Here is a 24,884-nt window from a genome sequence, read left to right on the forward strand (position 1 = left end):
TGCGCGCGCAGGGCGGGGTGCCAGTTTACAGAATATGCGTCCAATGAATACAAAGGACGCGATAGCAGGCCGGAGATTCCTGCCGGCCGCCCGAGGAAGCTGCATCCATGTCCCCTGCCCCCGTTGCAACCACCTCCCTGATGTCCAGCGCCGCGAGCCTGGAGCGCCATCGGGAGGAGGACCTTCGCGCCTTCTGCGTCGCCGCCCTCGCCGCGGCCGGCGCCGATGACGAGACCGCGCAAGCGGCGGCGCGCGCCATGCTGCACGGCTCGCGCTTCGGGGTGGACAGCCACGGCGTGCGTCTGCTCGACCATTATGTAACGGTCATCGCTGGTGGCCGGGTGAAGGGCCGGCCTGTACTGGATTTCCACGCCGGTGCCGCGGCGGTGGCGACCCTTGATGCAGGCGACGGGCATGGCGCCCGCGCCGCCTATGCCGCCATGGACTACGCCATGGACAAGGCCGCCCAGTTCGGCATCGGCGCGGTGGCCATCCGCAACTCCTCGCACTTCGGGGCGGCAGGGGCCTACGCGCTGGCGGCGGCGGAGAAGGGCTTCATCGGCCTCGCCTTCTGCAATTCCGACAGCTTCGTGCGCCTGCACGGCGGGGCCGAGCGGTTCCATGGCACGAACCCCATCGCCATGGGCGTACCAGTGGAGGACGACGAGCCATGGCTCCTGGACATGGCGACCAGCGCCATCCCCTATAATCGCGTCCTCCTCTACCGCAGCCTGGAGCAGGGCCTGCCGGCCGAGGTGGCTTCCGACGCGGTTGGCCACGACACCCGCGATCCGCATGCGGTGGAGATGCTGGCGCCCCTGGGCGGCGCATTCGGCTTCAAGGGGGCGGCGCTGGCAGGGGTGGTGGAGATCTTCAGCGCGGCACTGGCCGGCGCGCGGCTTTCGTTCGACATCGCGCCCATGGGCGGGCCGGATTTCGCGACGCCGCGCAACGTGGGCGCCTTCGTCATGGCGTTGAAGCCGGGCGCCTTCCTGCCGGAGGCGGACTTCGGCGCCGCCATGCAACGCTATCGACAGACCCTGCGGGCCTCGCGCGCGGCGCCGGGGGAAGGGGTGATGGCGCCGGGGGACCGGGAATTCAAGGTGGCGCAGGACAGGCGCCGTGGCGGCATTCCCATCGATCCGGCCACCGCCGAGGCGTTCGACAGGCTCGCCGCCCGCTTCCGGCTCCCCCGGCCGAAGCCGGTGTGACGCCGCAGGCTCAGCCGAAGACCACCGCCGTGACGATGACCCCGTAGGCAAGAAGGAAAAGAAGGCTGTCGCGCAGGACGCGGCCACGGATGGCGGTCATGGATTTCACTCTCCACTATTTCGGGTGAAATTATATTGAGAGTGAATTCAACAAAACTACAAAATTTATATGCGTTTTTGAAACGCGGAGGTGCGCCTCATTTCCCCTCGAACCGGGGCGGCCGCTTCTGCATGAAGGCAGCGACGCCATCGGCGAAATCGGCAGTTCCCGCGCTGGCGATGAAGGCATCGCGCTCCGCATGCAACTGATCCGCCAGGCTGTGGCTGAATGACGCGCGCAACAGATGCTTGATGCGGCCGTAGGCGAGGGTCGGCCCCTCGGCAAGGCGCTTCGCCAGGGCGTCGGTCTCCGCCGCCAGATCGGCTGCCGGCACGACCTTGTTGACGAGGCCGAGCCGCAGCGCCTCCGGCGCCTCGATGGTGTCGGAGAGGAGAGCGATCTCCATCGCCTTGCGCAGACCGACCACCCGCGGCAGCGAGAAGGTGGACGACCCATCCGGCGAGGTGCCGATGCGGGTATAGGCCAGCGTCATCTTGAGGTCGTCGGCGGCGATGGCGAGGTCGGCCGCCAGCGCCACCGATACGCCCGCCCCGGCCACGGCGCCGTGCACGCTCGCCACCACCGGAGCCGTCATGGCCGCGAGCGTGAGCATCGCATGGTGGAAGGGGTCGATGATGGCGGCGACCACCTTGGGCGCGTCGGGACCCGCCGCATGGAAGCGTCCCACGTCGCCGCCGGCGAGGAAGGCCCGCCCCTCCCCCGAGAGCACCACCACCCGCACACGCTCATCCCGCGCCGCTTTGTCCACCGCCGCGCTGAAGGCGAGGATCGTGGCTTCGTCGAGGGCATTCAGGACGTGAGGCCGATTGAACCGGATGCGCGCGACCCCGTCGGCGATGTCGAGGCGGACGGGGCTGTTCTCGGCGGTCATGGGCGTTCCTCGGCTTCGCCCGTGCGTCTGCACCGGGCCTGCGCGCAAGCTGCCAAAGGCAAGCCGCTCCCACAAGGCACCGGCCGAACATCCCGGCGGGCGGCTCCAGATTTAAAGTCTACTAAACTGATAGAATTTACACTTGCGTGAAGTGGGTATTTCTCTATTGCGCATTTTTCGTCGGTGATTTAGTTTAAGACACACGATAAAGCGGATTAAATAGCGCGTTTCCGGTGTGAGTTGATAGGCCGACGCGCGGAGCATTGCCGTTCATGACCTCGCCATTGCAGCGCAAGCTGAAGATCAGCGGTCCCACCGTCGTCACCGCCAACCGCCTCGCCGACGGCCTCGTCGTGTGGCTCACCCCGGCCGGCGGCTGGACCGCGACCCTCTCCGAAGCTGCCGTGGGAGCCACCAGCGAAGAGGTCTCCCGCCTGCTCGACATCGCTCACACCGACGAGAACACCGCCGTGGGGGCCTATCCCGCGCCGGTGCGCCTTGCCGGCGACGGCACGCCCGAGCCGGCCAACCTGCGCGAGCGCATCCGCGTCGCCGGGCCCACCATTTCCTTGCCCGGCGCCGCCTGACGCCGCATCCAGAGCCGCATCATGTATGTCTATGACGAGTTCGACCGCACCTTCCTGATGGAGCGCGTCGCCGAGTTCCGCGACCAGGTGGAGCGGCGCCTGTCGGGCGCCCTCAACGAGGAGGAGTTCAAGCCGCTCCGGCTGATGAACGGCGTCTACCTCCAGCTCCACGCCTACATGCTCAGGGTCTGCATCCCCTACGGCACGTTGTCGTCGCGCCAACTGCGGGCGCTCGCCGCCGTGGCGCGCAAGTACGACCGGGGCTACGGCCATTTCACCACGCGGCAGAACATTCAGTTCAACTGGATCAAGCTCGCCGAGCTGCCCGATGCCATGGCCGACCTCGCCGAGGTGGGCATCCACGGCCTGCAGACGTCGGGCAACTGCATCCGCAACACCACCACCGATCCCTGGGCCGGCGCGGCCGCCGACGAGGTGGCGGACCCGCGCCTCTATGCCGAGGTGATCCGGCAGTGGTCCACCCTGCACCCGGAATTCACCTACCTGCCGCGCAAGTTCAAGATCGCCATCACCGCGGCAAAGCACGACCGCGCGGCGATCCGCGTCCATGACGTGGGACTGCGCCTGCACAAGCGCGACGGCAAGACCGGTTTCGAGGTGATCGTCGGCGGCGGCCTCGGGCGCTCGCCGTTCATCGGCAAGACCATCCGCGACTTCCTGCCGGAAGAGGATCTGCTCTCCTATCTGGAGGCGATCCTGCGCACCTACAATCTTGGCGGGCGGCGGGATAATATCTACAAGGCGCGCATCAAGATCCAGGTGCACGAGGTGGGCACCGAGGAATTCGCCCGGCGCGTCGAGGCCGAATGGGCCGAGATCCGCGACGGCGCGCTGAAGCTGGACGACGCCGCCCTCGACGCCATCCGCGACCGCTTCGCCAATCCCGATCTCGAGGCGCTGGAGGACGGCCCGGCCGAGCTTGCGGCAGCCCTCGCCGACCCCGCCTTCGCCCGCTGGCACGCCAATTCCGTCGCCCCGCACAAGACGCGGGGCCACGCCATCGTCACCTTGTCGCTGAAGCCCGTGGGCGCCCCGCCCGGCGATGCGACGGCGGACCAGATGGACGCCATCGCCGACCTCGCGGACCAGTATGCCTATGGCGAGATCCGCGTCGCCCACGAGCAGAATCTGACCTTGCCCTATGTGCGGCAGAAGGACCTGCCGGCGCTGTGGGAAAAGCTCAAGGCCATCGGCGTCGCCACCCCCAACGTGGGGCTGGTGACGGACATCATCGCCTGCCCCGGCCTCGACTACTGCTCGCTCGCCAATGCCCGCTCTATCCCCATCGCGCAGAAGCTCACTGAGCGCTTCTCCGATGATGCCCGCATCACCGACATCGGCCGGCTGCACGTGAACATCTCCGGCTGCATCAACGCCTGCGGCCATCATCACGTGGGCCACATCGGCATTCTCGGTGTGGAGAAGAAGGACGAGGAATTCTTCCAGATCACCCTCGGCGGCAAGGGCAATTCCAAGGCCCGCCTCGGCGAGCTGATCGGCCCCGCGGTGCCGGAGAGCGAGATCGTGGACGTGGTGGAGCGGCTGGTGGAGACCTATCTCGACCTGCGCACCTCCCCGGCGGAGACCTTCATCGCCGCGGTGGAGCGCCTCGGCCTAGACCCGTTCAAGGAGCGCGCCTATGCCTCTCGTTAAGAATGGCGCGCCCGCCGAGGATCCCTTCGTCGCCGTCGCCGACGACGCGCCGCTGCCGGACGGGCCGGCCCTCATCTCCGCTGCCCGGCTTCTGGCGGAGGACGCGGCGCTTGCCGGCCGTAACGGGCCGCTCGGTGTCGTATGGCCCAACAGCCGCGATGTGGCGGAGCTTGCCCCCTTCCTGCCGCGGCTCGACCTGGTGGCGCTGGAATTTCCCAAATTCCGCGACGGCCGTGCCTACAGCCAGGCGCGGCTGCTGCGCGAGCGCCACGGCTTCAAGGGCGAGCTGCGCGCGGTGGGCAATGTGCTGCGCGATCAGGTGTTGCTCATGCTGAGGGCCGGCTTCGACGCCTTCGCCTTCGACAAGGACGCCGACGCCGCGGCGTTCGGGGCCGCCGCTTCCACCTATTCCGTCTTCTACCAGCCGACCGGCGACGGACGGACCACCGCGCGCGACGCTCGCCGGGCGCTGGCGAAGGCCGGAGGATGAACGACATGACCGCTCTTGAGCGCAGTGCCCCCCGCCTCGACGTCGCCGCCCTCGACGACCGGCTCCAGACCGCGACGCCGGTTCAGATCATCGCGGCGGGGCTCGACGCCTTCGCCGGCCGCATCGCCACCGTCTCCTCCTTCGGCACGGAATCGGCGGTGCTTTTGCATCTGATCGCGCAGGTGGACCGGTCCACCCCGGTGCTTTTCCTCGACACGGGGCATCTCTTCGCCGAGACCCTCGCCTATCGCGACGCCCTGGCGACCCATCTCGGCCTCACCAACGTGCAGACCTTCCTGCCTGATCCCGCAGCGCTGGCGGCGAGCGACAAGGACAACGGCCTGTGGTCGGACAATCCCGACGCCTGTTGCGCCCTGCGTAAGGTGGAGCCGCTGGCGCGGGCGCTCGCGCCCTTCGGCGCCTGGTTCAACGGCCGCAAGCGCTACCAGGCCCAGACCCGCGCGGCCATCGCGCTCGTGGAGCAGGACGGCGAGCGGGTGAAATTCAATCCGCTGGCCGCCATGGGCCGCGACGAGTTGGTCGGGTACATGGACGCCCATCAGCTGCCACGCCACCCGCTGGAGAAGCACGGATTCGCCTCCATCGGCTGCATGCCGTGCACCTCGCGGGTGAAGCCCGGCGAGGATCCCCGCGCCGGCCGCTGGCGCGGGAAGGCCAAGACAGAATGCGGGATTCACTTCGGCGAAGGGATTTGAATTTAATTCCATAGATTTTGTGATATATGGATTGACCGAAGGCGGAGCGGATGACATCGTTCGCTTCACAGGACGATCTGATCGTTATATCGGACGAACTCGCCGGAGGTTTCCCATGTCGTCTCGCCGCTCGCTCCTGCGCACCGGGCTCTTCGCGGCGGCTGCGCTCGCCCTCTCGGCTGGCGCCGCCTCCGCCGCGGACATCACGCTGCTGAACGTCTCCTACGATCCGACCCGGGAGCTCTATGTTCAGGTCAACAAGGCCTTCACCGAGCAGTGGATCAAGGCGCATCCCGGCGACACGGTGAAAATCAACCAGTCCCACGGCGGCTCCGGCAAGCAGGCGCGCTCCATCATCGACGGGCTGGAGGCGGACGTGGCGACCCTCGCCCTCGCCTATGACATCGACGCCATCGCCGAGCGCGGCATCCTCTCCGCCGATTGGCAGAAGCGCCTGCCGGACAATTCCGCGCCCTACACCTCGACCATCGTTTTCCTGGTGCGCAAGGGCAATCCCAAGGGCATCAAGGACTGGGACGATCTGGTGAAGCCAGGGATCAAGATCGTCACGCCCAACCCCAAGACCTCGGGCGGCGCCCGCTGGAATTATCTGGCCGCGTGGGGCTATTCGCTCAAGAAGACCGGCGGCGACGAGGCCAAGGCCAAGGACTTCGTGAAAGCCCTCTTCAAGAATGCCCCCGTTCTCGACACCGGCGCGCGCGGCTCGACCGTCACCTTCGTGGAGCGCGGCATCGGCGACGTGCTGATCGCGTGGGAGAACGAGGCCTATCTCTCGGTGAACGAGCTCGGACCCGACAAGTTCGACATCGTGACCCCCTCCCTTTCCATCCTCGCCGAGCCCCCCGTGGCGGTGGTGGACAAGGTGGTGGACAAGAAGGGCACCCGTGCCGTCGCCGAGGCCTATCTGAACTTCCTCTACACCCCCGCCGGGCAGGAGATCGCCGCGAAGAACTACTACCGCCCGCGCAATGAGCAGGTGGCCGCCAAGTTCAAGGACAAGTTCGCCAACGTCGAGCTCTTCACCATCGATCAGGTGTTCGGCGGCTGGCAGAAGGCGCAGAAGGCCCACTTCTCCGACGGCGGTGTCTTCGACCAGATCACCGGCAACTGACCCCTCCCCTTTCGTGCCGTCCGCGGCCTTCGCCGCTCGGGGATCTCCCGGGCGGCGAAGGCCGCGGTCATTGCGCCCCACGACGCCCGTGCGAGCCAAGCGTATAAATGCCCAAATGAGCGCAACTCCGACCCGCCTCGCCTTCCGCCAGCCGAGCGTGATCCCCGGCTTCGGCCTCACCCTGGGCCTCACCCTCACGTGGCTGGGGCTCATCGTGCTGCTGCCGCTGTCGGCGCTGTTCATCAAGACGAGCGAGCTCACCTTCGAGCGGTTCATCGCCATCGTCACGGCGGCGCGCACCCTGCACGCCCTTCAGGTGTCGTTCGGCCTCGCCTTCGCGGCGGCGCTCGTGAACGTAGTGTTCGGCGCCATCGTGGTGTGGGTGCTGGTGCGCTACGACTTCCCGCTGAAGAAGGTCGTCGACGCCCTCATCGACATTCCTTTCGCGCTGCCCACCGCAGTCGCCGGCATCGCCCTCACCGCCCTCTATGCGGAGAACGGCTGGATCGGCTCCCTGCTGGCGCCGCTCGGCATCCAGGTGTCGTTCACACCCCTCGGCATTCTCGTCGCCCTCGTCTTCATCGGCCTCCCCTTCGTGGTGCGCACCGTGCAGCCGGTGCTGGCCGACCTCGACCAGGAGCTGGAGGACGCCGCGGCGAGCCTTGGTGCCTCGCGCACCCAGACCCTGGTGAAGGTGGTGCTGCCTTCGGTCTGGCCGGCGCTGCTCACCGGTTTCGCCCTCGCCTTCGCCCGGGCCGTCGGCGAATACGGCTCCGTCATCTTCATCGCCGGCAATCTGCCGGGCGTGTCGGAGATCGCGCCGCTGCTCATCGTGATCCGGCTGGAGGAGTTCCGCTATGCGGACGCCACCGCCATCGCCACGGTCATGCTGCTGGCGTCCTTCGTGCTGCTGCTCATCATCAATCGCCTGCAGCGCTGGGCCGAGCTGCGCGGGAGCAAGCACGCATGAGCGCGCTGGGTGAAAGCGCCGGTCCGGCGGCGGAACGCGGCGCCAGCGAAGGCCTTCCGTCGGCGCTGGCGCAAGCGCATGCCTATGCGGCGCAGCACCGGCCAGTGCGCACCGAGCCGCGGGCCGTGCGCATCGCCCTCACCCTCGTCGCCCTCGCCTTCCTCACATTGTTCATCGGTCTGCCGCTGGTGGCGGTCTTCTACGAGGCGTTCAAGCGCGGCTGGCAGGCCTATGTGGCGGCACTCATCGAGCCGGATGCCCTCGCCGCCATCCGCCTCACCCTCATCGTCGCCGCCATCTCGGTGGTGGCCAATCTGCTGTTCGGGCTCGTGGCGTCGTGGTGCATCGCCAAGTTCGAGTTCCCCGGCAAGACCTTCCTCATCACCCTCATCGACCTGCCCTTTTCGGTCTCCCCCGTGGTCGCGGGCCTCGTCTATGTGCTGCTGTTCGGTTCGCAGGGGCTGTTCGCGGCCTATCTGCAGGCCTGGGACATCAAGATCATCTTCGCTTTGCCGGGCATCGTGCTCGCCACCATCTTCGTCACCTTCCCGTTCGTGGCGCGCGAGTTGATCCCGCTGATGCAGGAGCAGGGCACGGCGGAGGAGGAGGCGGCCATCTCGCTCGGCGCCTCCGGCCTCTCCACCTTCTTCCGGGTGACGCTGCCCAATGTGAAATGGGCGCTGCTCTACGGCGTGCTGCTCTGCAACGCCCGCGCCATGGGCGAGTTCGGCGCCGTCTCCGTGGTGTCGGGCCATGTGCGGGGGCTCACCAACACCATGCCGCTGCACATCGAGATCCTCTATAACGAGTACCAATTCGTCGCCTCCTTCGCGGTGGCGTCCCTGCTCGCCCTGCTGGCGCTCGTCACGCTCGTCGCCAAGACCATTCTCGAACACCGCCTCGCCGAGGAAGACAGATGACCATCGACGTCGTCGGCGTCACCAAGCGCTTCAAGACTTTCGCCGCGCTCGACAATGTGAGCCTCACCATCCGTACCGGCGAGCTGGTGGCGCTGCTCGGCCCCTCGGGCTCGGGCAAGACCACCCTGCTGCGCATCATCGCCGGGCTGGAGTGGCCGGATTCCGGCGAGGTGCGGTTCGACGGCGAGGACGCGCTCGCCCGCTCGGTGCGCGAGCGGAACGTCGGCTTCGTGTTCCAGCATTATGCCCTGTTCCGGCACATGAACGTGTTCGAGAACGTGGCCTTCGGCCTCCGGGTGCGACGCGGGGCGGACAAGCTGCCCGAGGCCGCCATCCGCGAGAAGGTCAACGAGCTGCTCTCTTTGGTGCAGATCGACTGGCTGGCCGAGCGCTACCCGGCCCAGCTCTCCGGCGGCCAGCGCCAGCGCGTGGCGCTGGCCCGCGCGCTCGCCATCTCGCCCCGCGTGCTGCTGCTCGACGAGCCCTTCGGCGCGCTGGACGCCAAGGTGCGCAAGGAACTGCGCCGCTGGCTGCGGCACCTGCACGAGGAACTCCCCGTCACCTCTGTCCTCGTCACCCACGACCAGGAGGAGGCACTGGAGCTGGCCGACCGCGTCGTGGTGATGGGCCACGGCAAGATCGAGCAGGTCGGCTCGCCGGCGGAGGTCTATGACAACCCCGCCACCGCCTTCGTCCACGACTTCATCGGCGAGACCATAGCCCTCCCGGGCGAGGTGAAGGGCGGCGCACTCTATCTCGGTGGTCATGCCCTGGGGCTCGACAGCCAGGGCGTCGCCGACGGCCCGGCCCGCATCCTCGCCCGCCCGCACGACGTGGACCTCGCCGACCCCGGCGCCACCCCCATATCGGGCAAGGTGCTGGCGGTGCGTACCTTCGGTCCCACCCGTCGGGCCGACGTGCAGCTTGCCGGCCGCGACGGACCAGTGGTGGTGGAAGCCGCCGTGCCGCACGGCCAGACGCTGGAGCCGGGCACGCAGGTTGGCCTGCGCCCCCGCCGCTACAAGGTCTTCGCCGCCTGAGGCGGATCGCGCGCCGAAGCCGCAACCGGAGCGGTTGCAGGCCCGCCGGGGATGGCCATAATTGTAGAGGGCCCTCCCACGGAGCTTCCCCATGCTCAAGGTCGCCATTGCCTGCCAGGGGGGCGGGAGCCATGCCGCCTTCGCCGCCGGCCTGCTGCACGCGCTGCTGACAGACCCCGACCCGGCCCACGCCTTCGAGCTGAAGGGCATCAGCGGTACGTCGGGTGGAGCCATGTGCGCGGCCCTCGTCTGGGCCGGCTTCGTGGCCGCCGGGCGGGAGGATGCCGACCGCCGCCTCATGGGCTTCTGGGAAACCCTGAAGGCGAACGACCCGCCGGATTTCTGGGCGAATGCGGTGAGCCAGATGTTCGCCGCCTTGCCCTTCACCTTCGAGGTCAGCCCCTATCGGGTGCCCGCCCCCGCGGCCGCCATCATGCGTGGCTGGCTGAAGGATCACCTGCGCCTCGAGGCCCTGCCGCCGCCGCGGCCGGACGAGCCGGAGCTGCTGGTGGGAGCCACCGACGTGCTGAGCGGCGACCGGGTGGTGATCGCCGGGCGGGAAGTGAATTACGACGCGCTCATCGCCTCGGCGGCGGTGCCCTTCCTCTACGAGGCGGTGCCGTTCCAGCAGTGGATGCTATGGGACGGATTGTTCAGCGTGAACCCGCCCATCCGCGACCTGGTCAAGCTCGACATCGACGAATTGTGGGTCATCCAGATCAATCCCCAACGCTCGCCCCTGCCGCGGCTCACCGCCGAGATCATCGACCGGCGCAACGAATTGTCGGGCAACATTGCCATGGCGCAGGAGCTGCACTTCGTCGACAAGATAAACCGTCTCATCGCCGAGAATGCCTTCACCCCCGAGGCCATGGCGAGCGGCAACTTCAGGACCGTGCAGATCCGCCTCGTGGAATCCGGACTGACCGACAAGAGCTATGCCTCGAAGCTGAACCGCGCGCCCTATTTCATCGATGAGCTGCTGAAGAAGGGCGCTGCGGCGGCGGGCGCGTTCTTCGACGATGGCTCCCTCTGGCCGCGGCCGGACGCGGTCAAGGGCAAAGCGGTGCGCATCGGCTGAGCGCCGTCGGCGCTTTTTCGCCATGGGCGCGTGCTTTCATTTCACGATCGCCGTCGCGGCGAAGACCTCAGGAGACGTCCACCGTGCCGCCGTTCCTCGTCGTCGCCCTCGGCGCCATCGGTGCTGCGGCGCTCGCCAAGCTGATCGTCACCGAGACCCGCCGCGTCAACGACGCCCTCGACCGCCGGCGCACCCCCACCGATGGCGACATGACTGCCGTGCCGCTGGAGCGCGACCCGGTCACCGGCGAATATCGGCCGCGCGGCTGAACCGCCCCGTCACACGGGGCGGTACCTTCCTTGATCTGAAGGATGGACGTGGGATTCAATCCCGCGGGGGCGCGCACGCGACGGCGGGCTGGCAACCCGCACCGCCCGCGACGGCAAGCTGGTCCTGCCGGCGGGCCGCGCGGCTCTTGGCGTGCTCGCTCTGGAGGGCGTAGATCCCAGCCCCGACTACCAGCACCATGCCGATGGTCGTCCAGGCGTCGGGCAGGTCGCCGAACACGAAGTAGCCCGACACCAGAGCCCCGAACACCAGCAGATAACGCAGCGGCGAAACCGACGCGATGGGCGCATTGCGGAAGGCGAAGACCAGCAGCAGCGACCCGATGGCGAAGGCGGCCCCCGAAGCGACCAGATAGAGCAGCACAAGGGCCGACGGCACCTGCCACGTTTCCCACAGGGCGAATACGGCCGAGGTGAGCGAGAGGACGATGGTGCCGGATAGGCCCACGATCGTGCCGGGAATTTGCGCGCCGATTCCGCGCGTGGCCACGTCGCGCACCGAGCCGGAGAAGGCGGCGATGAGCGGCAGCAGCGCGATGGCGCTGAAGGTTGCGGGATCCGGCCGGGTCACGATCACCGCGCCCATGAAGCCCACGGTGATGGCGCACCAGCTGCGCCAGCCCACCTTTTCGCCCAGCATGGGCATGGCCAGTGCCGTGGTGATGAGCGGCGTCGCCATGTAGATGGTGGTGGTGGAAGCGATGGGCATCACCGCCAGCGCCGCCACATAAACGAAGGTGGTGACGGTATCGAGTGAGGAGCGCAGCATCACGCGGCGCTGGAACGCATAGCGGATCGCCACCCAGTCCCCGGAGACGGCGACGAGGGCGAAGAGGAACACGCCGGCACCGAAGGAGCGCAGGCCCAGCGCCTCGCCCAGCGGGATTTCCCGCATGGCGAGCTTGAGAAGCGTATCGTTGGTGACGAACATCGCCATGGCCAGCGCCATGGCCGCGACGCCCTTGAGGCTCGAATGGGCCATGGCGGAGCGCGGGGCTGCGATCACCGGCTGGACGCTCATGGCGCGATGCTCCGGCAGAAGCGGCCAGCAACCGGTATGGCGGGCAATAGTCCGGCGCATACACGCGCCCGGGGCAGTCTCACGTCCGACCTCTTGGATTGCTCCAGCGGAACGGCCTCGTGCGCGCTCCTCATCCGTTGTTGGGGCAGATGTAACTGATTTCCGGTAAAGACGTTCTGCGCTTTGCGCGGGGGCTCGCGCGACAGCCCTTCTCCAACGGCATGGCGCCGCCACCTCTTTGCCGCAATCGAGAGACGGCTCAGCCGCCCGTCATGCTCATGTGGCGGCCCACCGCTGGCTGGCGGGTGGTACGGTCGATGACGAAATCATGGCCCTTGGGCTTGCGGAAGATGGCTTCGTCGATGGCCCGGTGCAGCAGCGCATCGTCCGCCGTGGCTCGCAGGGGTGCCCTCAGGTCCGCCGCATCCTCCTGGCCGAGGCACATGTAGAGCGTCCCGGTGCAGGTGACGCGCACGCGGTTGCAGCCCTCGCAGAAATTGTGGGTCAGCGGTGTGATGAGGCCGAGGCGTCCGCCGGTCTCCTTCACCTCCACATAGCGGGCGGGCCCACCGGTGCGATAGGCGATATCGGTAAGGGTAAAGCGCTCCTCCAGCGCCGCGCGCACGGCGGAGAGGGGAAGATACTGGTCCACCCGCTCCTCGCCCACTTCGCCCAGCGGCATCACCTCGATCAGCGACAGATCGTGGCCTTCGCCGTGGGCCCATTCCATCATGGACGCGATCTCGTGCTCGTTGACGTCCTTGAGCGCCACGGCGTTGATCTTCACCTTGATGCCCGCCTCCCGGGCAGCGTTGATGCCCTCGAGCACCTTGGGGAGGTCGCCCCAGCGGGTGATGGTGCGGAACTTGGCCGGATCGAGCGTGTCGATGGAGACGTTGATGCGCTTCACCCCGCACGCCGCAAGCTCTGCCGCATAGCGGGCGAGCTGGGAGCCGTTGGTGGTTACCGTGAGCTCGTCGAGGCGTCCGCTCTCCAGATGGCGGGAAAGGCTGCGGAACAGGGTCATCACATCCCGCCGCACCAGAGGCTCGCCGCCAGTGAGGCGCAGCTTGCGCACGCCGCGCAGCACGAAGGCGCTGCACAGGCGGTCCAGTTCCTCGAGCGAAAGGAGGTCCTGCTTGGGCAGGAAGGTCATGTGCTCCGACATGCAATAGACGCAGCGGAAATCGCACCGGTCGGTGACGGAGACGCGCAGATAGGTGACGGCGCGGCCGAAGGTGTCCACCAGCGGCCCAGCGGCTTCGGCCGTGGCGGCGCCTGGCCTGTCGATCAGATCCCTCGGAACGTTGCTCACCCGCACACTCCCTGGACAATCACCGGTGCCGGCTGGTCCGCCGGTCTGCACCCGCGGCCGCCATGCGGCAGTCGGCGGGCTTCGGCAGGTTCTCTATATATCGTATGCAAGAACGGGATGAACAGGCCCGGCGCCCCAACACGAAGGCGTGTGGCGCGGCCTTATCGCGCAATTGGAGAATCAAATGCCCGCCACTTCCGGCCCCTGGCCGACCGAGCTTCGCGTGGTGAACGAGCGCCACGCCCTTGCCGTCACCTTCGAGGACGGTGCCAAATTCACCCTGCCGGCGGAATATCTCAGGGTGGAGAGCCCGTCTGCAGAAGTGCAAGGCCATCAGCCGGAGGAGAAGATCACAGTGGCCGGCAAGCGGTCCGTGCGCATCGCGCAGGTGGAACCGGTGGGCAATTATGCGGTCCGCATTCAGTTCGACGACGGCCACGGCACAGGCCTCTACACCTGGGACCTGCTCTACAACTACGGGGTGAACCAGGACGAGAAATTCGGCGCCTATCTCAAGGCGCTGGAGGCACAGGGCCTGTCGCGAGGCTGAGACGCCGGCAGCCGCGGGATCCCCCGGGTTAAGCCGGGGGATCGGTTCCGTATTGATGCCTGGACGACGTGCCTAGGACCCCCGGGCGCTCACTTCACCCGTTCGAGGATCGACACGTAATTGGCGACGGCCGCGCCACCCATGTTGAAGACGCCGGCCATCTTGGCGCCGTCGATCTGCATGTCGCCGGCCTCGCCCATGAGCTGCATGGCCGAGAGGACGTGCATGGAGACGCCGGTGGCGCCGATGGGGTGGCCCTTGGACTTGAGGCCGCCCGAGGGATTCACCGGCAGCTTGCCGGTCTTCTCGGTGACGCCCTCGCGCACCACCTTGTAGCCCTCACCGGGCTTGGCGAGGCCCATCGCCTCGTACTCGATCAGCTCTGCCACGGTAAAGCAGTCGTGCGTCTCCACGAGGCTCAGGTCATCGAGCGAGATGCCGGCCTTTTCCAGCGCCTTGAGCCACGCCCGGCGGGCGCCTTCGAAGGCGATGGGATCGCGTCGCGACAGAGGCAGGATGTCGTTGGCCTGGGCGCGAGAGCGGAAGGCGACGGCGCGGGCAAGGCCCTCGGCCACGTCGGCTGAGGCGATCACCAGCGCCGCGGCACCGTCCGACACCAGCGAGCAGTCGGTGCGGCGCAGCGGGCCGGCCACATAGGGGTTCTTTTCGGAGATGGTGTTGCAGAACTCGAAGCCGAAATCCTTGCGCATCTGCGCATAGGGGTTCGAGACGCCGTTCTTGTGGTTCTTGGCGGCGATGCGAGCGAGCTCTTCCGAGCGGTCGCCGTAGCGCTGGAAATAGGTCTGGGCGATACGGCCGAACACGCCGGCGAAGCCGCCCTCGATGTCGGCCTCTTCCTTGCGATAGGACGCATTCAGGAGGATGTCGCCAACCTCGGCCGTGGGCTTGGCCGTCATCTTCTCCGCACCGACCACCAGCGCGATCCGGCCCTGCCCGCTCTCGATATAGTTGAGTGCGGAGTGGATGGCGGCGGAGCCGGTGGCGCAGGCATTCTCCAGCCGCATGGCGGGCACGTGGGCCAGCTCCGGCACCGAGAGGGCCGGCATGGCGCCCTGGAAGTCCTGCTTCTGGAAGCCGGCGTTGAACACGCCCACGTGGATGGAATCCACGTCCTGCGGCGAGACGCCGGCATGCTCGATGGCGGCGCCGGCGACGCGGCTCATGAGCGCCTCGGTGTCGGCGTCCTCGAGCTTGCCGAAGGGCGAGTGCGCCCAGCCCACGATGGCGGCCTTGGTCTCCATGATTGTCTCCCGGCGGCGTGACGCCGCATTGCATTGTCCCGTCTCACATAGGGAGCGGGCGGGCCTTATGACAGCCCGGCGATGAAGCCGTCCGGCATGACGAAGATGTCATGGGCGGCGGGGGCCGAGGGCAGGCCCGGCATGGTCATGATATCTCCCGCCAGCGCCACCACGAAGCCCGCGCCGGCGGAGAGGCGCACCTCGCGGATGGGCAGGACGTGGCCCGTCGGGGCATTGCGCGCGGCCGGATCGGCCGAGAAGGAATACTGAGTCTTGGCCATGCAGACGGGCAGGCCGCCGAAGCCCGCCGTCTCATATTCCTTGAGCCGCGCCAGGGCCGTGGAGGAGAAATCGACGCGCTCGGCGCGATAGATCTCCCGCGCGATGGTCTCGATCTTGGCCTTCAGAGGCAGCTCGGCGGGATAAAGGAAATCGAAGGGCCGCCGGCGGGCCAGGAGGTCCCGCACCGCCACGGCGAGGTGCTCGGCCCCCTCCCCGCCCCGAGCCCAGTGGCCGCACGGGAACACGTCGACGCCCATGGGCGCCAGCGCGTCGCGCACGGCGTTCAGCTCCTCCAGCGTGTCGCCGGTGAAATGGTTCAGGGCGACCACCACCGGCAGGCCGAACTTGCCGAGATTTTCCACATGCCGCTTCAGATTCTCGCAGCCGAGCGTGACCGCGGCCACATCGGGGCTGCCGAGCTCCTTGAGCGGCACTCCGCCGTGCATCTTCAGCGCCCGCACCGTCGCCACCACCACGGCGGCGGAGGGCACGAGGCCGGCCTGACGGCACTTGATGTCGAGGAATTTCTCAGCGCCGAGGTCGGCGCCGAACCCGGCCTCCGTCACCACCACGTCGGCGAGGCCGAGGGCGGTCTTGGTGGCCATCACGGAATTGCAGCCGTGGGCGATGTTGGCGAAGGGGCCGCCATGGACGAAGGCCGGCGTGCCCTCCATAGTCTGCACGAGGTTCGGCTGGAAGGCATCCTTCAGCAGCGCCACCATGGCGCCGACGCCGCCGAGTTCCTCGGCCAGCACCATGCGGCGGCCGCGGGTCTGGCCGATCACCATGCGCGACAGCCGCGCCTCCAGGTCCGCCAGGCTGTCGGCCAGGCACAGGATGGCCATCACCTCGCTCGCCACCGTGATGTCGAAGCCGTCCTCGCGCGGATAGCCGTTGGCGGGACCACCGAGGCCGATGGTGATCTGGCGCAAGGCGCGGTCGTTCAGATCCATCACCCGCCGCCAGCTGATGCGGCGCGGGTCGAGATCGAGGGCGTTGCCCCAGTGGATGTGGTTGTCGATCAGCGCCGAAAGCAGATTGTGCGCGGCGGTGATGGCGTGCAGGTCACCGGTGAAATGCAGGTTGATGTCCTGCATGGGAATGATCTGCGCGTGGCCGCCGCCGGTGGCGCCGCCCTTGGCACCGAACACCGGGCCGAGGGAGGGTTCGCGCAGGCAGATGGCGGTCCTGGTGCCGAGGCGGGACAAGGCGTCGCCGAGGCCGATGGTGGTGGTCGTCTTGCCCTCCCCCGCGGGGGTCGGGTTGATGGCGGTGACGAGCACCAGCTGGCCGCGGGGCTCTGAGACGGCACCGGCGATGAAGTCGAGGCCGATCTTGCCCTTGTGCGGTCCGTAGCGAAAGACCGACTCCGCCGGGATGCCGAGCCGCGCGGCCACCTCCTCGATGGGCAGCGGCGTGACGCTGGCGGCGATCGCCGCGTCGGAGGTGGGATCGAGCGGGCGGGCGGTTCTATCGTGCATGGATCAGTCCCCGGGCGGGCCGACCCTAGCGGCTCGGCCCGCGCGTGAAAAGCGCGGGGACGGCAAAAATGCTGTGCCTGCGAAGAGAGCCTTGCGCAGGCGGCGCGTCAGCCGCCTTTCTGCTGTTCCTCGGCCTTGCGGACGGGGGGCGGCTGGTCGACGGCGTCGAGCCCCCTGTCGATCTTCACCACGATCTTGGCGAGGTCATCGGCTTCCGGCTTCAGGTCGCGGGCGTGATTCCATTGGAAGCCCGCCTCCAGCCGCCGGCCCACCTTCCAATAGGCGTCGCCGAGGTGGTCGTTGATCACCGGGTCCTGCGGCATCAGCTCGATGGCGCGCTCCAGCTCCACCACCGCCTCCTCGTAGCGGCCGAGGCGGTAATAGGCCCAGCCGAGGCTGTCGACGATGGGGCCGTCGTCGGGTCGCAGCTTCACCGCCTTGCGGATCATGTCGAGGCCCTGGTCCAGGTTCATGCCCTGGTCCACCCACGAATAGCCAAGGTAGTTCAGGACATGCGGCTGGTCCGGGTTCAGCTCCAGCGCCTTCTTGAGGTCAGCTTCCGCCTGGGGCCAGTTCTTCGAGCGCTCATTGCAGATGCCGCGGAAATAGAACAGCGCCCAATTCGCCCGCGTCGGCGTGGGAATAAGGGCGATGGCCTTGGAATAGGTCGCGGCACACTCGGAAAACATCTTGCGCGTCTGCTGGATCTTGCCGAGCGCAACGATGGCCTCGATATCCTTCGGGTCGGCGGAGATCATCTTGTCGAGATGCGCGCGCGCCTCGCTGAATTTGTCGGTGGCGTCGAGATTGACCGCCAGTTGCACCTCGGCATTGCGCTTCAGCGGCGAGGTGTCGGGCACCGTCTCGTAGACCTCGATGGCCTTGGCCGGCTGCTTCAGCTGCTCGTAGAGGTCGGCCAGGGTCAGGCTGGCGAAGGGGTGCTCCGGATAGAGCCAGATGGCGAGCTGGAGATAGACCAGCGCCAGATCCTCGCCGCCCTGCCGGCCAAGAGTTGAACCGAGGCCATAGAGCACCTCGGAAGACCCTTCCTGGGCGGTCTTCACCAGCGGCGGCAGCGTCTTGCCCGCCTTCAGCTCCTTCACCGCCTGCTGCACGATGGGGTGGTTAGGCAGCTGCCGTTCGAAGGTGGTGTAGGCCGCGAGCGCAGCCTCGGCGCCGTCGTTGCGCGAGGCCCAGCGAGCGTAGGCGTCGATGGCGCGCAGCGAGCCGGGATCGGCCTTCATCGCCTGTTCGAGCCGCCGACCAGCCTCCTTCTTCTGGCCCGCCGCATCGAGGATGAGGCCGGCGTGCAGCTCCTTCATGGGGGCGTACCAGTCGGGGCCCTCCAGGCGGTCGATCAGCTCAACCGCACCCTTGGTGTTGCCGGACCCGTAAAAGGTCCAGGCCGCGAGCAGCGTGGCGGTGAGGTCGCCGATGGGGCCGCGCACCGAGAGCGCGAGATTGGTGCGGGCGGTCTGGTAGTGGGTCTTCTTGATGGAGCGCACAGCCAGCGCAAGCCGGGCGATGCGATGGGTGCGGTCGATCTTCACCATGCGGTCGGCGAGCTTCATGGACTCGTCGATCTGCCCGTCCATGAGCATGGCGAAGAAGGTGCGCTCGAGGATCTCCTCGTTGCGCGTGTCGAGCTTCATCAAATTGCGAAGATAGGTGACGGCGGCGTCCGAGTCGCGCTCCGAGCTGGCGAGCCGCGCGGCGAGATAATTGCCGGCCAGGGAGGTGTCGACGTCCGACAGCGCTTCGGCACGGGCCGGGCCCGAAGACAGATGGAGCACCGCAGCAAGGCCGGCCGCGAAGGCCACGGAGAAGAAGGGGCGTGCAGTCGTCACCGATCGTATGTCCTGAAATGCCGGCCCCTGGGGGCGTTGACGCGCCCAGATCCTAGGATACGCGAGATCCAAGCGGGGCGAGATGGCGTGAGGATGGCGGCTTTCCTGTGGCACCGCAAGTTACGTCCATTTCATGGGGTGCGGTACCGCGGCACGGCCACGCCTTGCGGCCCAGGTTGCGTCGCGGCATAAGCCCCCGTCATGGAAGCGATGCGCACCCGCGCTCCGGCGAAGATCAACCTGACCCTGCGCGTCCTCGGCCGCCGGGCCGACGGTTTTCACGATCTCGCGAGCCTGGTGGCCTTTGCGGGGGCCGCCGACCTCCTGGGTCTCGATCCCGATGCTCCCCTCTCCCTTACCGTCAGCGGCCGCACGGCGGCCGCGGCAGGGCCCGACGCGGACAATCTCGTGCTGCGCGCCGCACGCGCTTTCGCTGCCGAGGTTCCAGGCGCTCGACTTGGTGCGTTTCATCTGGAAAAGCGCCTGCCCGTTGCGGCGGGGCTTGGCGGCGGCTCGTCGGACGCTGCGGGGGCGCTGCGCCTGCTCGCCCGGCTGAACGGCCTAGCGCCCGGGGATCCGCGCCTGTTCGCCGCCGCCCGCGCCACCGGCTCCGACGTGCCGGTCTGCCTCGATCCGCGCGCGCGGATGATGGAAGGCGTGGGCGACCGCCTGTCGCCGCCCCTCGCCCTTCGGCCCCTGCCCGCCGTCCTTGTGAACTGCGGCGTGGCCGTGCCCACTGCGGGCGTCTTCCGCGCCCTCGGCCTGGCACCCGGTGCGAGGCTGGACGGGCCAGCCCATCCCACACCGCTGCCGGCGGAGCCGCTTGGCCTTTTCGCGGTGATCGCCGGCGTTCCGAACGATCTCGAACTCCCTGCCGTGACGCTGGCACCGCAGATCCGCCGGGCGCTGGACCTGCTGGCGGCGATGCCGGAAGCCCGGCTGGTGCGCATGTCCGGCTCGGGCGCCACCGTCTTCGCCCTCACGGACAGCTGCCGTTCCGCGGCAGCGCTGGCACGTCGCGTGCTTGCCGAAGAGCCCGACTGGTGGGTGAAGCCCACCGTGCTGAGGTGAGGCGACGGCCGGGACTTTCATGATGACGCTTCCGGGGCTGACCCTCGCCGCCTTCGTGCTCGCTGCCTTCTGCGAGATCGCCGGCTGCTTTGCCTTCTGGCACGTGGTGCGGCACGGCGGCTCGCCTCTGTGGCTCGGCGTCGGCCTCGCGAACCTTGCCGCCTTCGCCTATGCCCTCACCTTCGTGGAATCCGATGCCGCCGGGCGCGCCTTCGCGGCCTATGGCGGCATCTATATCGTCGCCTCCCTCGCCTGGCTGTGGGGCGTGGAAGGGGTGAGGCCCGACCGCTGGGACGCCGCCGGGGCGCTGATCTGCCTCGCCGGTGCGGCGGTGATCGTGTTCGGCCCCAGGGGCTGAAAGGCCCCGCTCAGGCGGGCGGCGGATCCTGCGGCAGGGGATCGGCCGACGCGGCCTTCTCGCGGCCCAACAGGCGCTGGTAGACCCAGCCCATGGCCACGAGCACCAGCCCAAGCCCGATGAACGAGACCGCCCGCAGCACGCCTTCCAGATCCGCCATGTCGGAGAGGAACACCTTGAGCACCGTCGCCACCATCACCGCCGCCGAGGCGAGGCGCAGGGTGCGTGAGCCACGCCATAGTCCCAGCGCCAGCAGCAGCATGCCGAAGACGAGCCACGCGGCCGACCAGGCGTACCATTCGCCGGAGGTGATCGCGTCGGGATCGAGCTCGGGCCCCTGGAACAGGCGGCTCACCTCGAACGTCACATAGGCGAGCCCCAGCACCACCGCCACCGCCCGCGCCGCGAGGCGTACCCGCGGGCGCGTGTCCGGCTGGCTCGCGGCGAAGGCGAGCGCCAGCGCCGCCGGAAGGGCATAAGCGATCAGCAGATCATTGAAGAGCGGCCCGCCCACCGCCTTGCCGGTGGCGAACGGATTGTTTTCCAGCAAGCCGTTGATGGCGCAGATGGCGGCGATGGCAGCCATGAGGTCGGCAAAGACCCGATAGAGCGCCCGCCCGGTTACGGCGGCGAGCCGCGCGAGGCCCACTGCATAGGCGCCGTAGACGCAGGCCAGCAGCCCGGTCTCGAACAGCAGCGTGCCCTGCGCATAGATGTCGCCGCCATGCGCGAGGTGGCGCACCTCGGTGGCGGCGAGCAGCACCGCGAACAAAAGGGCGAGGCATTCATGCACCCGCCGGCTCCAGTCGTCCTGCGCGCGCAGCAGGAAGCCGGCACCGGCAAAGGCTCCGGTAGGCACGCCATAGCCCCACAGCAGCCAGTTCAGGATGGGCGTCGCGCCCGGATCGCTGCCGGCGATCGTGGGCAGCCAGACGATGCGCGACAGTACGACGAGGCCCAGGGCGGCGGAGAATTGCCGCAATCCCGGCAGCGGGCGCAGGGTCGAGACCCAGGCGACGCCGAGGGCCGCGAGGGCGAGGCTGACGGTCAGCCAGCCCTTCTCCAGCGCGAAGGTGAGCGCGAGGGCGAGGCTCACCACCGCTGCCGCCGCGAACACCGTGGCGGCAAAGCGCGCCGCTGCACGGCCCACCTTCAGCAGCATCTCGGCCGCCAGGGTGAAGAGGAAGGCCAGCGCCAGCGCCAGCGCCGCGAAGGGCAGGCTGCGGTCGAGCTCGGTCAGCCGAGCATAGGCGGCCACCATCATCAGCACCGGTCCGACCGCCCCGGTCACTGCCCATCCGAGGGCCACGAGACTGCGCCCGCCGCGGCGCGCCCCGGCGACGCCGGCACCGAGCAGCAGCGCGCCCATGGCGAAGGCAAAGACGGTGAAATGGCCGATGGAGAGCCGCGCCGCCTCCGCCACTGCTCCGGCCATGGGCCCGGGGGGCGCCACCGTCGCGCCCGCAGGCGCGGGGAACACCCATTGGGTCAGGATGGCGGGCACCAGCAGCGCCACCGCCAGAGTCGCGAAGGTCATGGCCCGCGCACGCCAGGCGAGGCCGAGCACGCCCACGGCGGAGAGCGTGAAGACGGCGAGGGGCGTAAGGGCGACGTGTCCCGCCACGGCGGCGGCAGCGGTCACCGCGAGCGCGCCCACGGCGCCGGCGATGGAAACAGGCTCGGGCCGGTTTCCGGCCGGCGGCCCCCACAGAAGGCCCGGCGCCAGCAGCGCGGCCGTGAGCGCGAGCAGGACCAGGCCCAGCGCACCCGATGCGCTCACCGCCTGTGGCACGCCGAAGGCGATGAGGGTGAGGCCCCACGCCACCATGCCCGCGATGGCGAGCAGCGCCAGCCACGCCCAGCGCTTCACCCGCGCGACGCCGAGGGCGCTCGCGCCCACCACGGCGATCAGCAGCGCCACGCCCCAGGCATTGGGATCGGACGAGGTGATGAGGAACGGCGTCACCGCCGCGCCGACGAATCCCAGCGCCGCCAGCGCCGGACCATGCAGCAGCGCCGCCACCAGCGTTGCGACGCCCGTGGCAGCGAGCAGCAGGAAGGCGGCCTGCGGCGGGATCAAATGGTAGAGTTCGTAGGCCGCGTAGAGGCTGCCAAAGGCGGTCATCGTGCCGGCGGCGGTGAGCACGCTCGGCACGTCCGGCACGAAGCCGCGCAAACTGGTGGGGGGGGGCAGCGGTTCACGACGGTCGCGACGGCGCAGCCATTCGCCGCCGACGAGCAGCGCTGCCGCCAAGGCAAGGCCGAGGCCGATGCGGGCGGCGGGGCCGATGAGGTCCTGTTCCACGGCGAAGCGCACCAGGAAGACACCGCCCAGCGCCAGCGCAAGGCCGCCCACCCACACCGCCCAGCGGGCGCCGACCTTCTCCTCGAAGCCGGCCAGGCGCTCCTTCAGCTTGCCCGGCTCAAACGCCGGCACGGACGGCGGGGCGACAGGCAAGGGGGGTGGACGCGTCACGTCGCGGATGGGTTCGGGCGGCGGAGCGGGCGGGGCGGAGGGGGGCGGCTCGGCGAGGCGGGCGAGGGGCGAAGCGGGCCGCGGGGACGGCACCGGCGGCGGCACAGCAACGCCCATAAGGCCTTCCAGAGCCGCAACTTTTTCTTCCAGGACGCGGATCCGGCCACGGCTGGTCAATGCGATGACGAAGGCGATCAGGGTCATCACCGGAAAGGCGAGGACCACGAGAACGATAAGCGCCCACTCATCCATTGCCGCCACCCGGTTGGAGCCCGACGGCAGCCTAGCCGGAGCCGTGGCGGAGGGCTAGCGGATGAGCGCTAAGGGTCAAAAAACACTTGGGAATTTCGCCCGCCAGCATGGCGGTAGCCGGCTCACGACACAGCGCGCCGACCTCCCCGGCCCACCGCTCCGCGCCTACACCTCGCGGAAGCGGTTGGTGATGGGATAGCGCCGGTCGCGGCCGAAGTTGCGCCCTGTCACCTTCACCCCCGGCGCGGCCTGCCGACGCTTGTATTCGGCGATGTTCAGCAGGCGTTCCACCCGGGCTACGGTGGCCGAATCGAAGCCGTCGGCGGCGATGTCGGCAACCGAATCCTCTCGCTCCACCAGCCGCTCCAGAATCGCGTCGAGGATGCCGTAGGGCGGGAGCGAATCCTCGTCCTTCTGATTCTCGCGCAGCTCGGCGGTGGGGGGCTTGTCGATGAGGCGGTCGGGGATGACCACGCCGTCGGGGCCGAGGGCGTCGGCGGGCTTCCAGCGGTTGCGCAGGCGGGAGAGGCGGAAGACCTCGCTTTTGTAGAGATCCTTGATGGGATTGTAGCCGCCGTTCATGTCGCCATAGAGGGTGGCGTAGCCGGTGGACATCTCGGACTTGTTGCCGGTGGTGACCACCATGGAGCCGAACTTGTTGGACACCGACATGAGCAGGGTGCCGCGGACGCGGGACTGGAGGTTCTCCTCGGTCACGTCGCGCTGGGTGCCCTCGAACAGGGGGGCGAGGGTCTGCTCCAGACCCTCTACGGCGGCGGAGATGGGGACGATGTCGTAGCGCACGGCCAGGGCCTCGGCCACCGCGGCGGCGTCCTTCAGGCTGTCGTCGGACGTGAAGCGGTAGGGCAGCATGATGCAGTGGACCCGCTCCGGCCCCAGGGCATCCACCGCCATGGCCGCCACCAGCGCCGAATCGATGCCGCCCGAAAGGCCCAGCACCACGCCGGGAAAGCGGTTCTTGGTCACATAGTCCCTGAGGCCGACGACGCAGGCCGCATAGTCCGCCTCGTCGCCCTCGATGCGCTCGGCGAGATGGGCGCCGATGCAGCGCCAGCCAGTGTCGAAGCGCTGCCACTTCACCACCCGCACACGCTCGACGAAGCCGGGAAACTGCAGCGCCAGGAAGCGGTCGTTGTTGAGGGCGAAGGACGCGCCGTCGAACACCAGTTCGTCCTGCCCGCCCACCTGATTCACGTAGAGCAGCGGCAGGCGGCTTTCCACCACCCGCGCCACGGCCACATTCTCGCGCTCGGCATAGACCGAGCGGCGATAGGGCGAGCCGTTGGGGACGATGAGGATTTCCGCCCCGGTCTCGGCGAGGCACTCCACCACGTCGGCGCCCCAGATGTCCTCGCACACCGGCACGCCCAGCCGCACGCCGCGGAAGGGGATGGGGCCGGGCAGCGGGCCGGGGGAGAACACGCGCTTTTCGTCGAACACGCCGTAATTGGGCAGGTCCACCTTGTGGCGGACGGCGGAAATGCGCCCCTCCTCCAGCAGCAGCACGGAATTGTAGAGCCGGCCCTCCTCCACCCAGGGCGCGCCGATGAGCACGGCGGTGCCGTCCACCGTATCGGCGGCGAGGGTATCCACCGCATCCCGGCACGCCTTCTGGAAGGCGGGCTTGAGCACCAGATCCTCGGGCGGATAGCCGGCGATGAAGAGCTCGGGGAAGACCACGAGCTCCGCCCCCGCATCGCGGGCGCTCTCCCGCGTGCGGCGGGCGATCTCGAGATTGCCGCTCACGTCGCCCACGGTGGGGTTGAGCTGGGCGACGGCGATGAGAAGCGTATCGGCGGGCTCGGTCATGCTTTCGATGTAACCGCAGGCGCGCAAGGGGGGAAGCGG

At 68.5% G+C, this 24,884-nt stretch carries 22 protein-coding genes; 14 read left to right on the top strand and 8 right to left on the bottom strand.

The window, feature by feature from the left end:
• Nucleotides 1-140 precede the first annotated feature (140 nt).
• Nucleotides 141-1,211: an Ldh family oxidoreductase gene (locus ABLE93_RS00925; RefSeq protein ID WP_348838444.1), complete on the top strand. Its 1,071-nt coding sequence runs from the start codon at nucleotides 141-143 to the stop codon at nucleotides 1,209-1,211.
• A 197-nt stretch (nucleotides 1,212-1,408) separates the two neighbouring features.
• Here ABLE93_RS00925 and ABLE93_RS00930 read toward each other — a convergent pair whose 3' ends face one another.
• A complete protein-coding gene (locus ABLE93_RS00930; RefSeq protein ID WP_348837238.1) occupies nucleotides 1,409-2,203 on the bottom strand; it encodes an enoyl-CoA hydratase/isomerase family protein in 795 nt (264 codons plus the stop codon).
• A gap of 272 nt (nucleotides 2,204-2,475) precedes the next feature.
• Here ABLE93_RS00930 and ABLE93_RS00935 point away from each other — a divergent pair, with 272 nt between their 5' ends.
• The 10 genes from ABLE93_RS00935 to ABLE93_RS00980 all read left to right on the top strand — a co-directional run bounded on the left by ABLE93_RS00935 (nucleotide 2,476) and on the right by ABLE93_RS00980 (nucleotide 11,082).
• Entirely contained in the window at nucleotides 2,476-2,790 is a 315-nt protein-coding gene (locus ABLE93_RS00935) for a DUF2849 domain-containing protein (RefSeq protein WP_348837240.1), read from the top strand.
• A gap of 21 nt (nucleotides 2,791-2,811) precedes the next feature.
• Nucleotides 2,812-4,464 (top strand): nitrite/sulfite reductase, encoded by a 1,653-nt coding sequence (locus tag ABLE93_RS00940; protein ID WP_348837241.1) that lies wholly within the window; start codon nucleotides 2,812-2,814, stop codon nucleotides 4,462-4,464.
• Nucleotides 4,451-4,954, top strand: coding sequence for a DUF934 domain-containing protein (locus ABLE93_RS00945; RefSeq protein ID WP_348837244.1), 504 nt, complete (start codon nucleotides 4,451-4,453; stop codon nucleotides 4,952-4,954). The genes ABLE93_RS00940 and ABLE93_RS00945 overlap by 14 nt, the downstream gene beginning before the upstream one ends.
• A gap of 5 nt (nucleotides 4,955-4,959) precedes the next feature.
• The gene (locus ABLE93_RS00950; protein WP_348837245.1) at nucleotides 4,960-5,670 is read left to right on the top strand and encodes a phosphoadenylyl-sulfate reductase; all 711 of its coding nucleotides are present in this window, start codon (nucleotides 4,960-4,962) and stop codon (nucleotides 5,668-5,670) included.
• Between the two features lie 115 nt (nucleotides 5,671-5,785).
• Nucleotides 5,786-6,802, top strand: a complete 1,017-nt coding sequence (locus ABLE93_RS00955; protein ID WP_348837248.1) for a sulfate ABC transporter substrate-binding protein — start codon at nucleotides 5,786-5,788, stop codon at nucleotides 6,800-6,802.
• A 115-nt stretch (nucleotides 6,803-6,917) separates the two neighbouring features.
• Nucleotides 6,918-7,772 (top strand): sulfate ABC transporter permease subunit CysT, encoded by an 855-nt coding sequence (gene cysT, locus ABLE93_RS00960; RefSeq protein WP_348837251.1) that lies wholly within the window; start codon nucleotides 6,918-6,920, stop codon nucleotides 7,770-7,772.
• The gene (gene cysW / locus ABLE93_RS00965; protein ID WP_348837254.1) at nucleotides 7,769-8,692 is read left to right on the top strand and encodes a sulfate ABC transporter permease subunit CysW; all 924 of its coding nucleotides are present in this window, start codon (nucleotides 7,769-7,771) and stop codon (nucleotides 8,690-8,692) included. The genes cysT and cysW overlap by 4 nt, the downstream gene beginning before the upstream one ends.
• Nucleotides 8,689-9,732 (top strand): sulfate/molybdate ABC transporter ATP-binding protein, encoded by a 1,044-nt coding sequence (locus tag ABLE93_RS00970; protein WP_348837256.1) that lies wholly within the window; start codon nucleotides 8,689-8,691, stop codon nucleotides 9,730-9,732. The genes cysW and ABLE93_RS00970 overlap by 4 nt, the downstream gene beginning before the upstream one ends.
• A gap of 91 nt (nucleotides 9,733-9,823) precedes the next feature.
• Entirely contained in the window at nucleotides 9,824-10,813 is a 990-nt protein-coding gene (locus ABLE93_RS00975; RefSeq protein WP_348837258.1) for a patatin-like phospholipase family protein, read from the top strand.
• 83 nt (nucleotides 10,814-10,896) lie between these two features.
• Nucleotides 10,897-11,082 carry a hypothetical protein gene (locus ABLE93_RS00980; protein ID WP_348837261.1) on the top strand — a complete coding sequence of 62 codons (186 nt, stop codon included), beginning with the start codon at nucleotides 10,897-10,899 and terminating at the stop codon, nucleotides 11,080-11,082.
• 55 nt (nucleotides 11,083-11,137) lie between these two features.
• On the opposite strand, the gene ABLE93_RS00985 is transcribed toward ABLE93_RS00980, so the two are convergent.
• Both ABLE93_RS00985 and moaA read right to left on the bottom strand, forming a co-directional pair.
• Nucleotides 11,138-12,121 carry a DMT family transporter gene (locus ABLE93_RS00985; RefSeq protein ID WP_348837263.1) on the bottom strand — a complete coding sequence of 328 codons (984 nt, stop codon included), beginning with the start codon at nucleotides 12,119-12,121 and terminating at the stop codon, nucleotides 11,138-11,140.
• A gap of 259 nt (nucleotides 12,122-12,380) precedes the next feature.
• Nucleotides 12,381-13,415 (bottom strand): GTP 3',8-cyclase MoaA, encoded by a 1,035-nt coding sequence (gene moaA, locus ABLE93_RS00990; RefSeq protein WP_348838447.1) that lies wholly within the window; start codon nucleotides 13,413-13,415, stop codon nucleotides 12,381-12,383.
• A 205-nt stretch (nucleotides 13,416-13,620) separates the two neighbouring features.
• On the opposite strand from moaA, the gene ABLE93_RS00995 reads away from it, so the two are divergent.
• Entirely contained in the window at nucleotides 13,621-13,986 is a 366-nt protein-coding gene (locus tag ABLE93_RS00995; RefSeq protein ID WP_348837265.1) for a gamma-butyrobetaine hydroxylase family protein, read from the top strand.
• Between the two features lie 89 nt (nucleotides 13,987-14,075).
• On the opposite strand, the gene ABLE93_RS01000 is transcribed toward ABLE93_RS00995, so the two are convergent.
• The 3 genes from ABLE93_RS01000 to ABLE93_RS01010 all read right to left on the bottom strand — a co-directional run bounded on the left by ABLE93_RS01000 (nucleotide 14,076) and on the right by ABLE93_RS01010 (nucleotide 18,858).
• Nucleotides 14,076-15,248, bottom strand: coding sequence for an acetyl-CoA acetyltransferase (locus ABLE93_RS01000; RefSeq protein WP_348837267.1), 1,173 nt, complete (start codon nucleotides 15,246-15,248; stop codon nucleotides 14,076-14,078).
• Between the two features lie 65 nt (nucleotides 15,249-15,313).
• The gene (locus tag ABLE93_RS01005) at nucleotides 15,314-17,011 is read right to left on the bottom strand and encodes a formate--tetrahydrofolate ligase (protein ID WP_348837269.1); all 1,698 of its coding nucleotides are present in this window, start codon (nucleotides 17,009-17,011) and stop codon (nucleotides 15,314-15,316) included.
• A gap of 107 nt (nucleotides 17,012-17,118) precedes the next feature.
• Nucleotides 17,119-18,858 (bottom strand): tetratricopeptide repeat protein, encoded by a 1,740-nt coding sequence (locus ABLE93_RS01010; protein WP_348837271.1) that lies wholly within the window; start codon nucleotides 18,856-18,858, stop codon nucleotides 17,119-17,121.
• Nucleotides 18,859-19,059: 201 nt separating this feature from the next.
• Between ABLE93_RS01010 and ABLE93_RS01015 the strand changes: the two genes are divergently transcribed.
• A complete protein-coding gene (locus ABLE93_RS01015; RefSeq protein WP_348837274.1) occupies nucleotides 19,060-19,929 on the top strand; it encodes a 4-(cytidine 5'-diphospho)-2-C-methyl-D-erythritol kinase in 870 nt (289 codons plus the stop codon).
• A gap of 22 nt (nucleotides 19,930-19,951) precedes the next feature.
• On the top strand, nucleotides 19,952-20,287 hold the full coding sequence (locus ABLE93_RS01020) for a YnfA family protein (RefSeq protein ID WP_348838448.1): 336 nt from the start codon (nucleotides 19,952-19,954) through the stop codon (nucleotides 20,285-20,287).
• A gap of 10 nt (nucleotides 20,288-20,297) precedes the next feature.
• Here the strand turns inward: ABLE93_RS01020 and ABLE93_RS01025 are convergent, their stop codons facing one another.
• Both ABLE93_RS01025 and ABLE93_RS01030 read right to left on the bottom strand, forming a co-directional pair.
• Complete coding sequence (locus tag ABLE93_RS01025) at nucleotides 20,298-23,015, bottom strand: DUF2339 domain-containing protein (protein ID WP_348837276.1); 2,718 nt, start codon at nucleotides 23,013-23,015, stop codon at nucleotides 20,298-20,300.
• A 165-nt stretch (nucleotides 23,016-23,180) separates the two neighbouring features.
• Nucleotides 23,181-24,845, bottom strand: coding sequence for an NAD+ synthase (locus tag ABLE93_RS01030; protein ID WP_348837279.1), 1,665 nt, complete (start codon nucleotides 24,843-24,845; stop codon nucleotides 23,181-23,183).
• Nucleotides 24,846-24,884 lie beyond the last annotated feature (39 nt).

Origin of the sequence: Xanthobacter pollutisoli (assembly GCF_040044995.1) — a bacterium.
Taxonomy (GTDB): Bacteria; Pseudomonadota; Alphaproteobacteria; order Rhizobiales; family Xanthobacteraceae; genus Xanthobacter.

Bases quoted from the DNA above. Each gene is read 5' to 3' on its own strand.
- ABLE93_RS01005 (WP_348837269.1), bottom strand. From the start codon at position 17,011: ATGCACGATAGAACCGCCCGCCCGCTCGATCCCACCTCCGACGCGGCG.
- ABLE93_RS00925 (WP_348838444.1), top strand. From the start codon at position 141: ATGTCCAGCGCCGCGAGCCTGGAGCGCCATCGGGAGGAGGACCTTCGC.
- ABLE93_RS00970 (WP_348837256.1), top strand. From the start codon at position 8,689: ATGACCATCGACGTCGTCGGCGTCACCAAGCGCTTCAAGACTTTCGCC.
- ABLE93_RS00995 (WP_348837265.1), top strand. From the start codon at position 13,621: ATGCCCGCCACTTCCGGCCCCTGGCCGACCGAGCTTCGCGTGGTGAAC.
- ABLE93_RS01000 (WP_348837267.1), bottom strand. From the start codon at position 15,248: ATGGAGACCAAGGCCGCCATCGTGGGCTGGGCGCACTCGCCCTTCGGC.
- ABLE93_RS00955 (WP_348837248.1), top strand. From the start codon at position 5,786: ATGTCGTCTCGCCGCTCGCTCCTGCGCACCGGGCTCTTCGCGGCGGCT.
- ABLE93_RS00945 (WP_348837244.1), top strand. From the start codon at position 4,451: ATGCCTCTCGTTAAGAATGGCGCGCCCGCCGAGGATCCCTTCGTCGCC.
- cysW (WP_348837254.1), top strand. From the start codon at position 7,769: ATGAGCGCGCTGGGTGAAAGCGCCGGTCCGGCGGCGGAACGCGGCGCC.
- ABLE93_RS00930 (WP_348837238.1), bottom strand. From the start codon at position 2,203: ATGACCGCCGAGAACAGCCCCGTCCGCCTCGACATCGCCGACGGGGTC.
- ABLE93_RS00985 (WP_348837263.1), bottom strand. From the start codon at position 12,121: ATGAGCGTCCAGCCGGTGATCGCAGCCCCGCGCTCCGCCATGGCCCAT.
- ABLE93_RS01015 (WP_348837274.1), top strand. From the start codon at position 19,060: ATGGAAGCGATGCGCACCCGCGCTCCGGCGAAGATCAACCTGACCCTG.
- ABLE93_RS00975 (WP_348837258.1), top strand. From the start codon at position 9,824: ATGCTCAAGGTCGCCATTGCCTGCCAGGGGGGCGGGAGCCATGCCGCC.
- ABLE93_RS01020 (WP_348838448.1), top strand. From the start codon at position 19,952: ATGACGCTTCCGGGGCTGACCCTCGCCGCCTTCGTGCTCGCTGCCTTC.
- ABLE93_RS01030 (WP_348837279.1), bottom strand. From the start codon at position 24,845: ATGACCGAGCCCGCCGATACGCTTCTCATCGCCGTCGCCCAGCTCAAC.
- ABLE93_RS00950 (WP_348837245.1), top strand. From the start codon at position 4,960: ATGACCGCTCTTGAGCGCAGTGCCCCCCGCCTCGACGTCGCCGCCCTC.
- ABLE93_RS00935 (WP_348837240.1), top strand. From the start codon at position 2,476: ATGACCTCGCCATTGCAGCGCAAGCTGAAGATCAGCGGTCCCACCGTC.
- cysT (WP_348837251.1), top strand. From the start codon at position 6,918: ATGAGCGCAACTCCGACCCGCCTCGCCTTCCGCCAGCCGAGCGTGATC.
- ABLE93_RS00940 (WP_348837241.1), top strand. From the start codon at position 2,812: ATGTATGTCTATGACGAGTTCGACCGCACCTTCCTGATGGAGCGCGTC.
- ABLE93_RS01025 (WP_348837276.1), bottom strand. From the start codon at position 23,015: ATGGATGAGTGGGCGCTTATCGTTCTCGTGGTCCTCGCCTTTCCGGTG.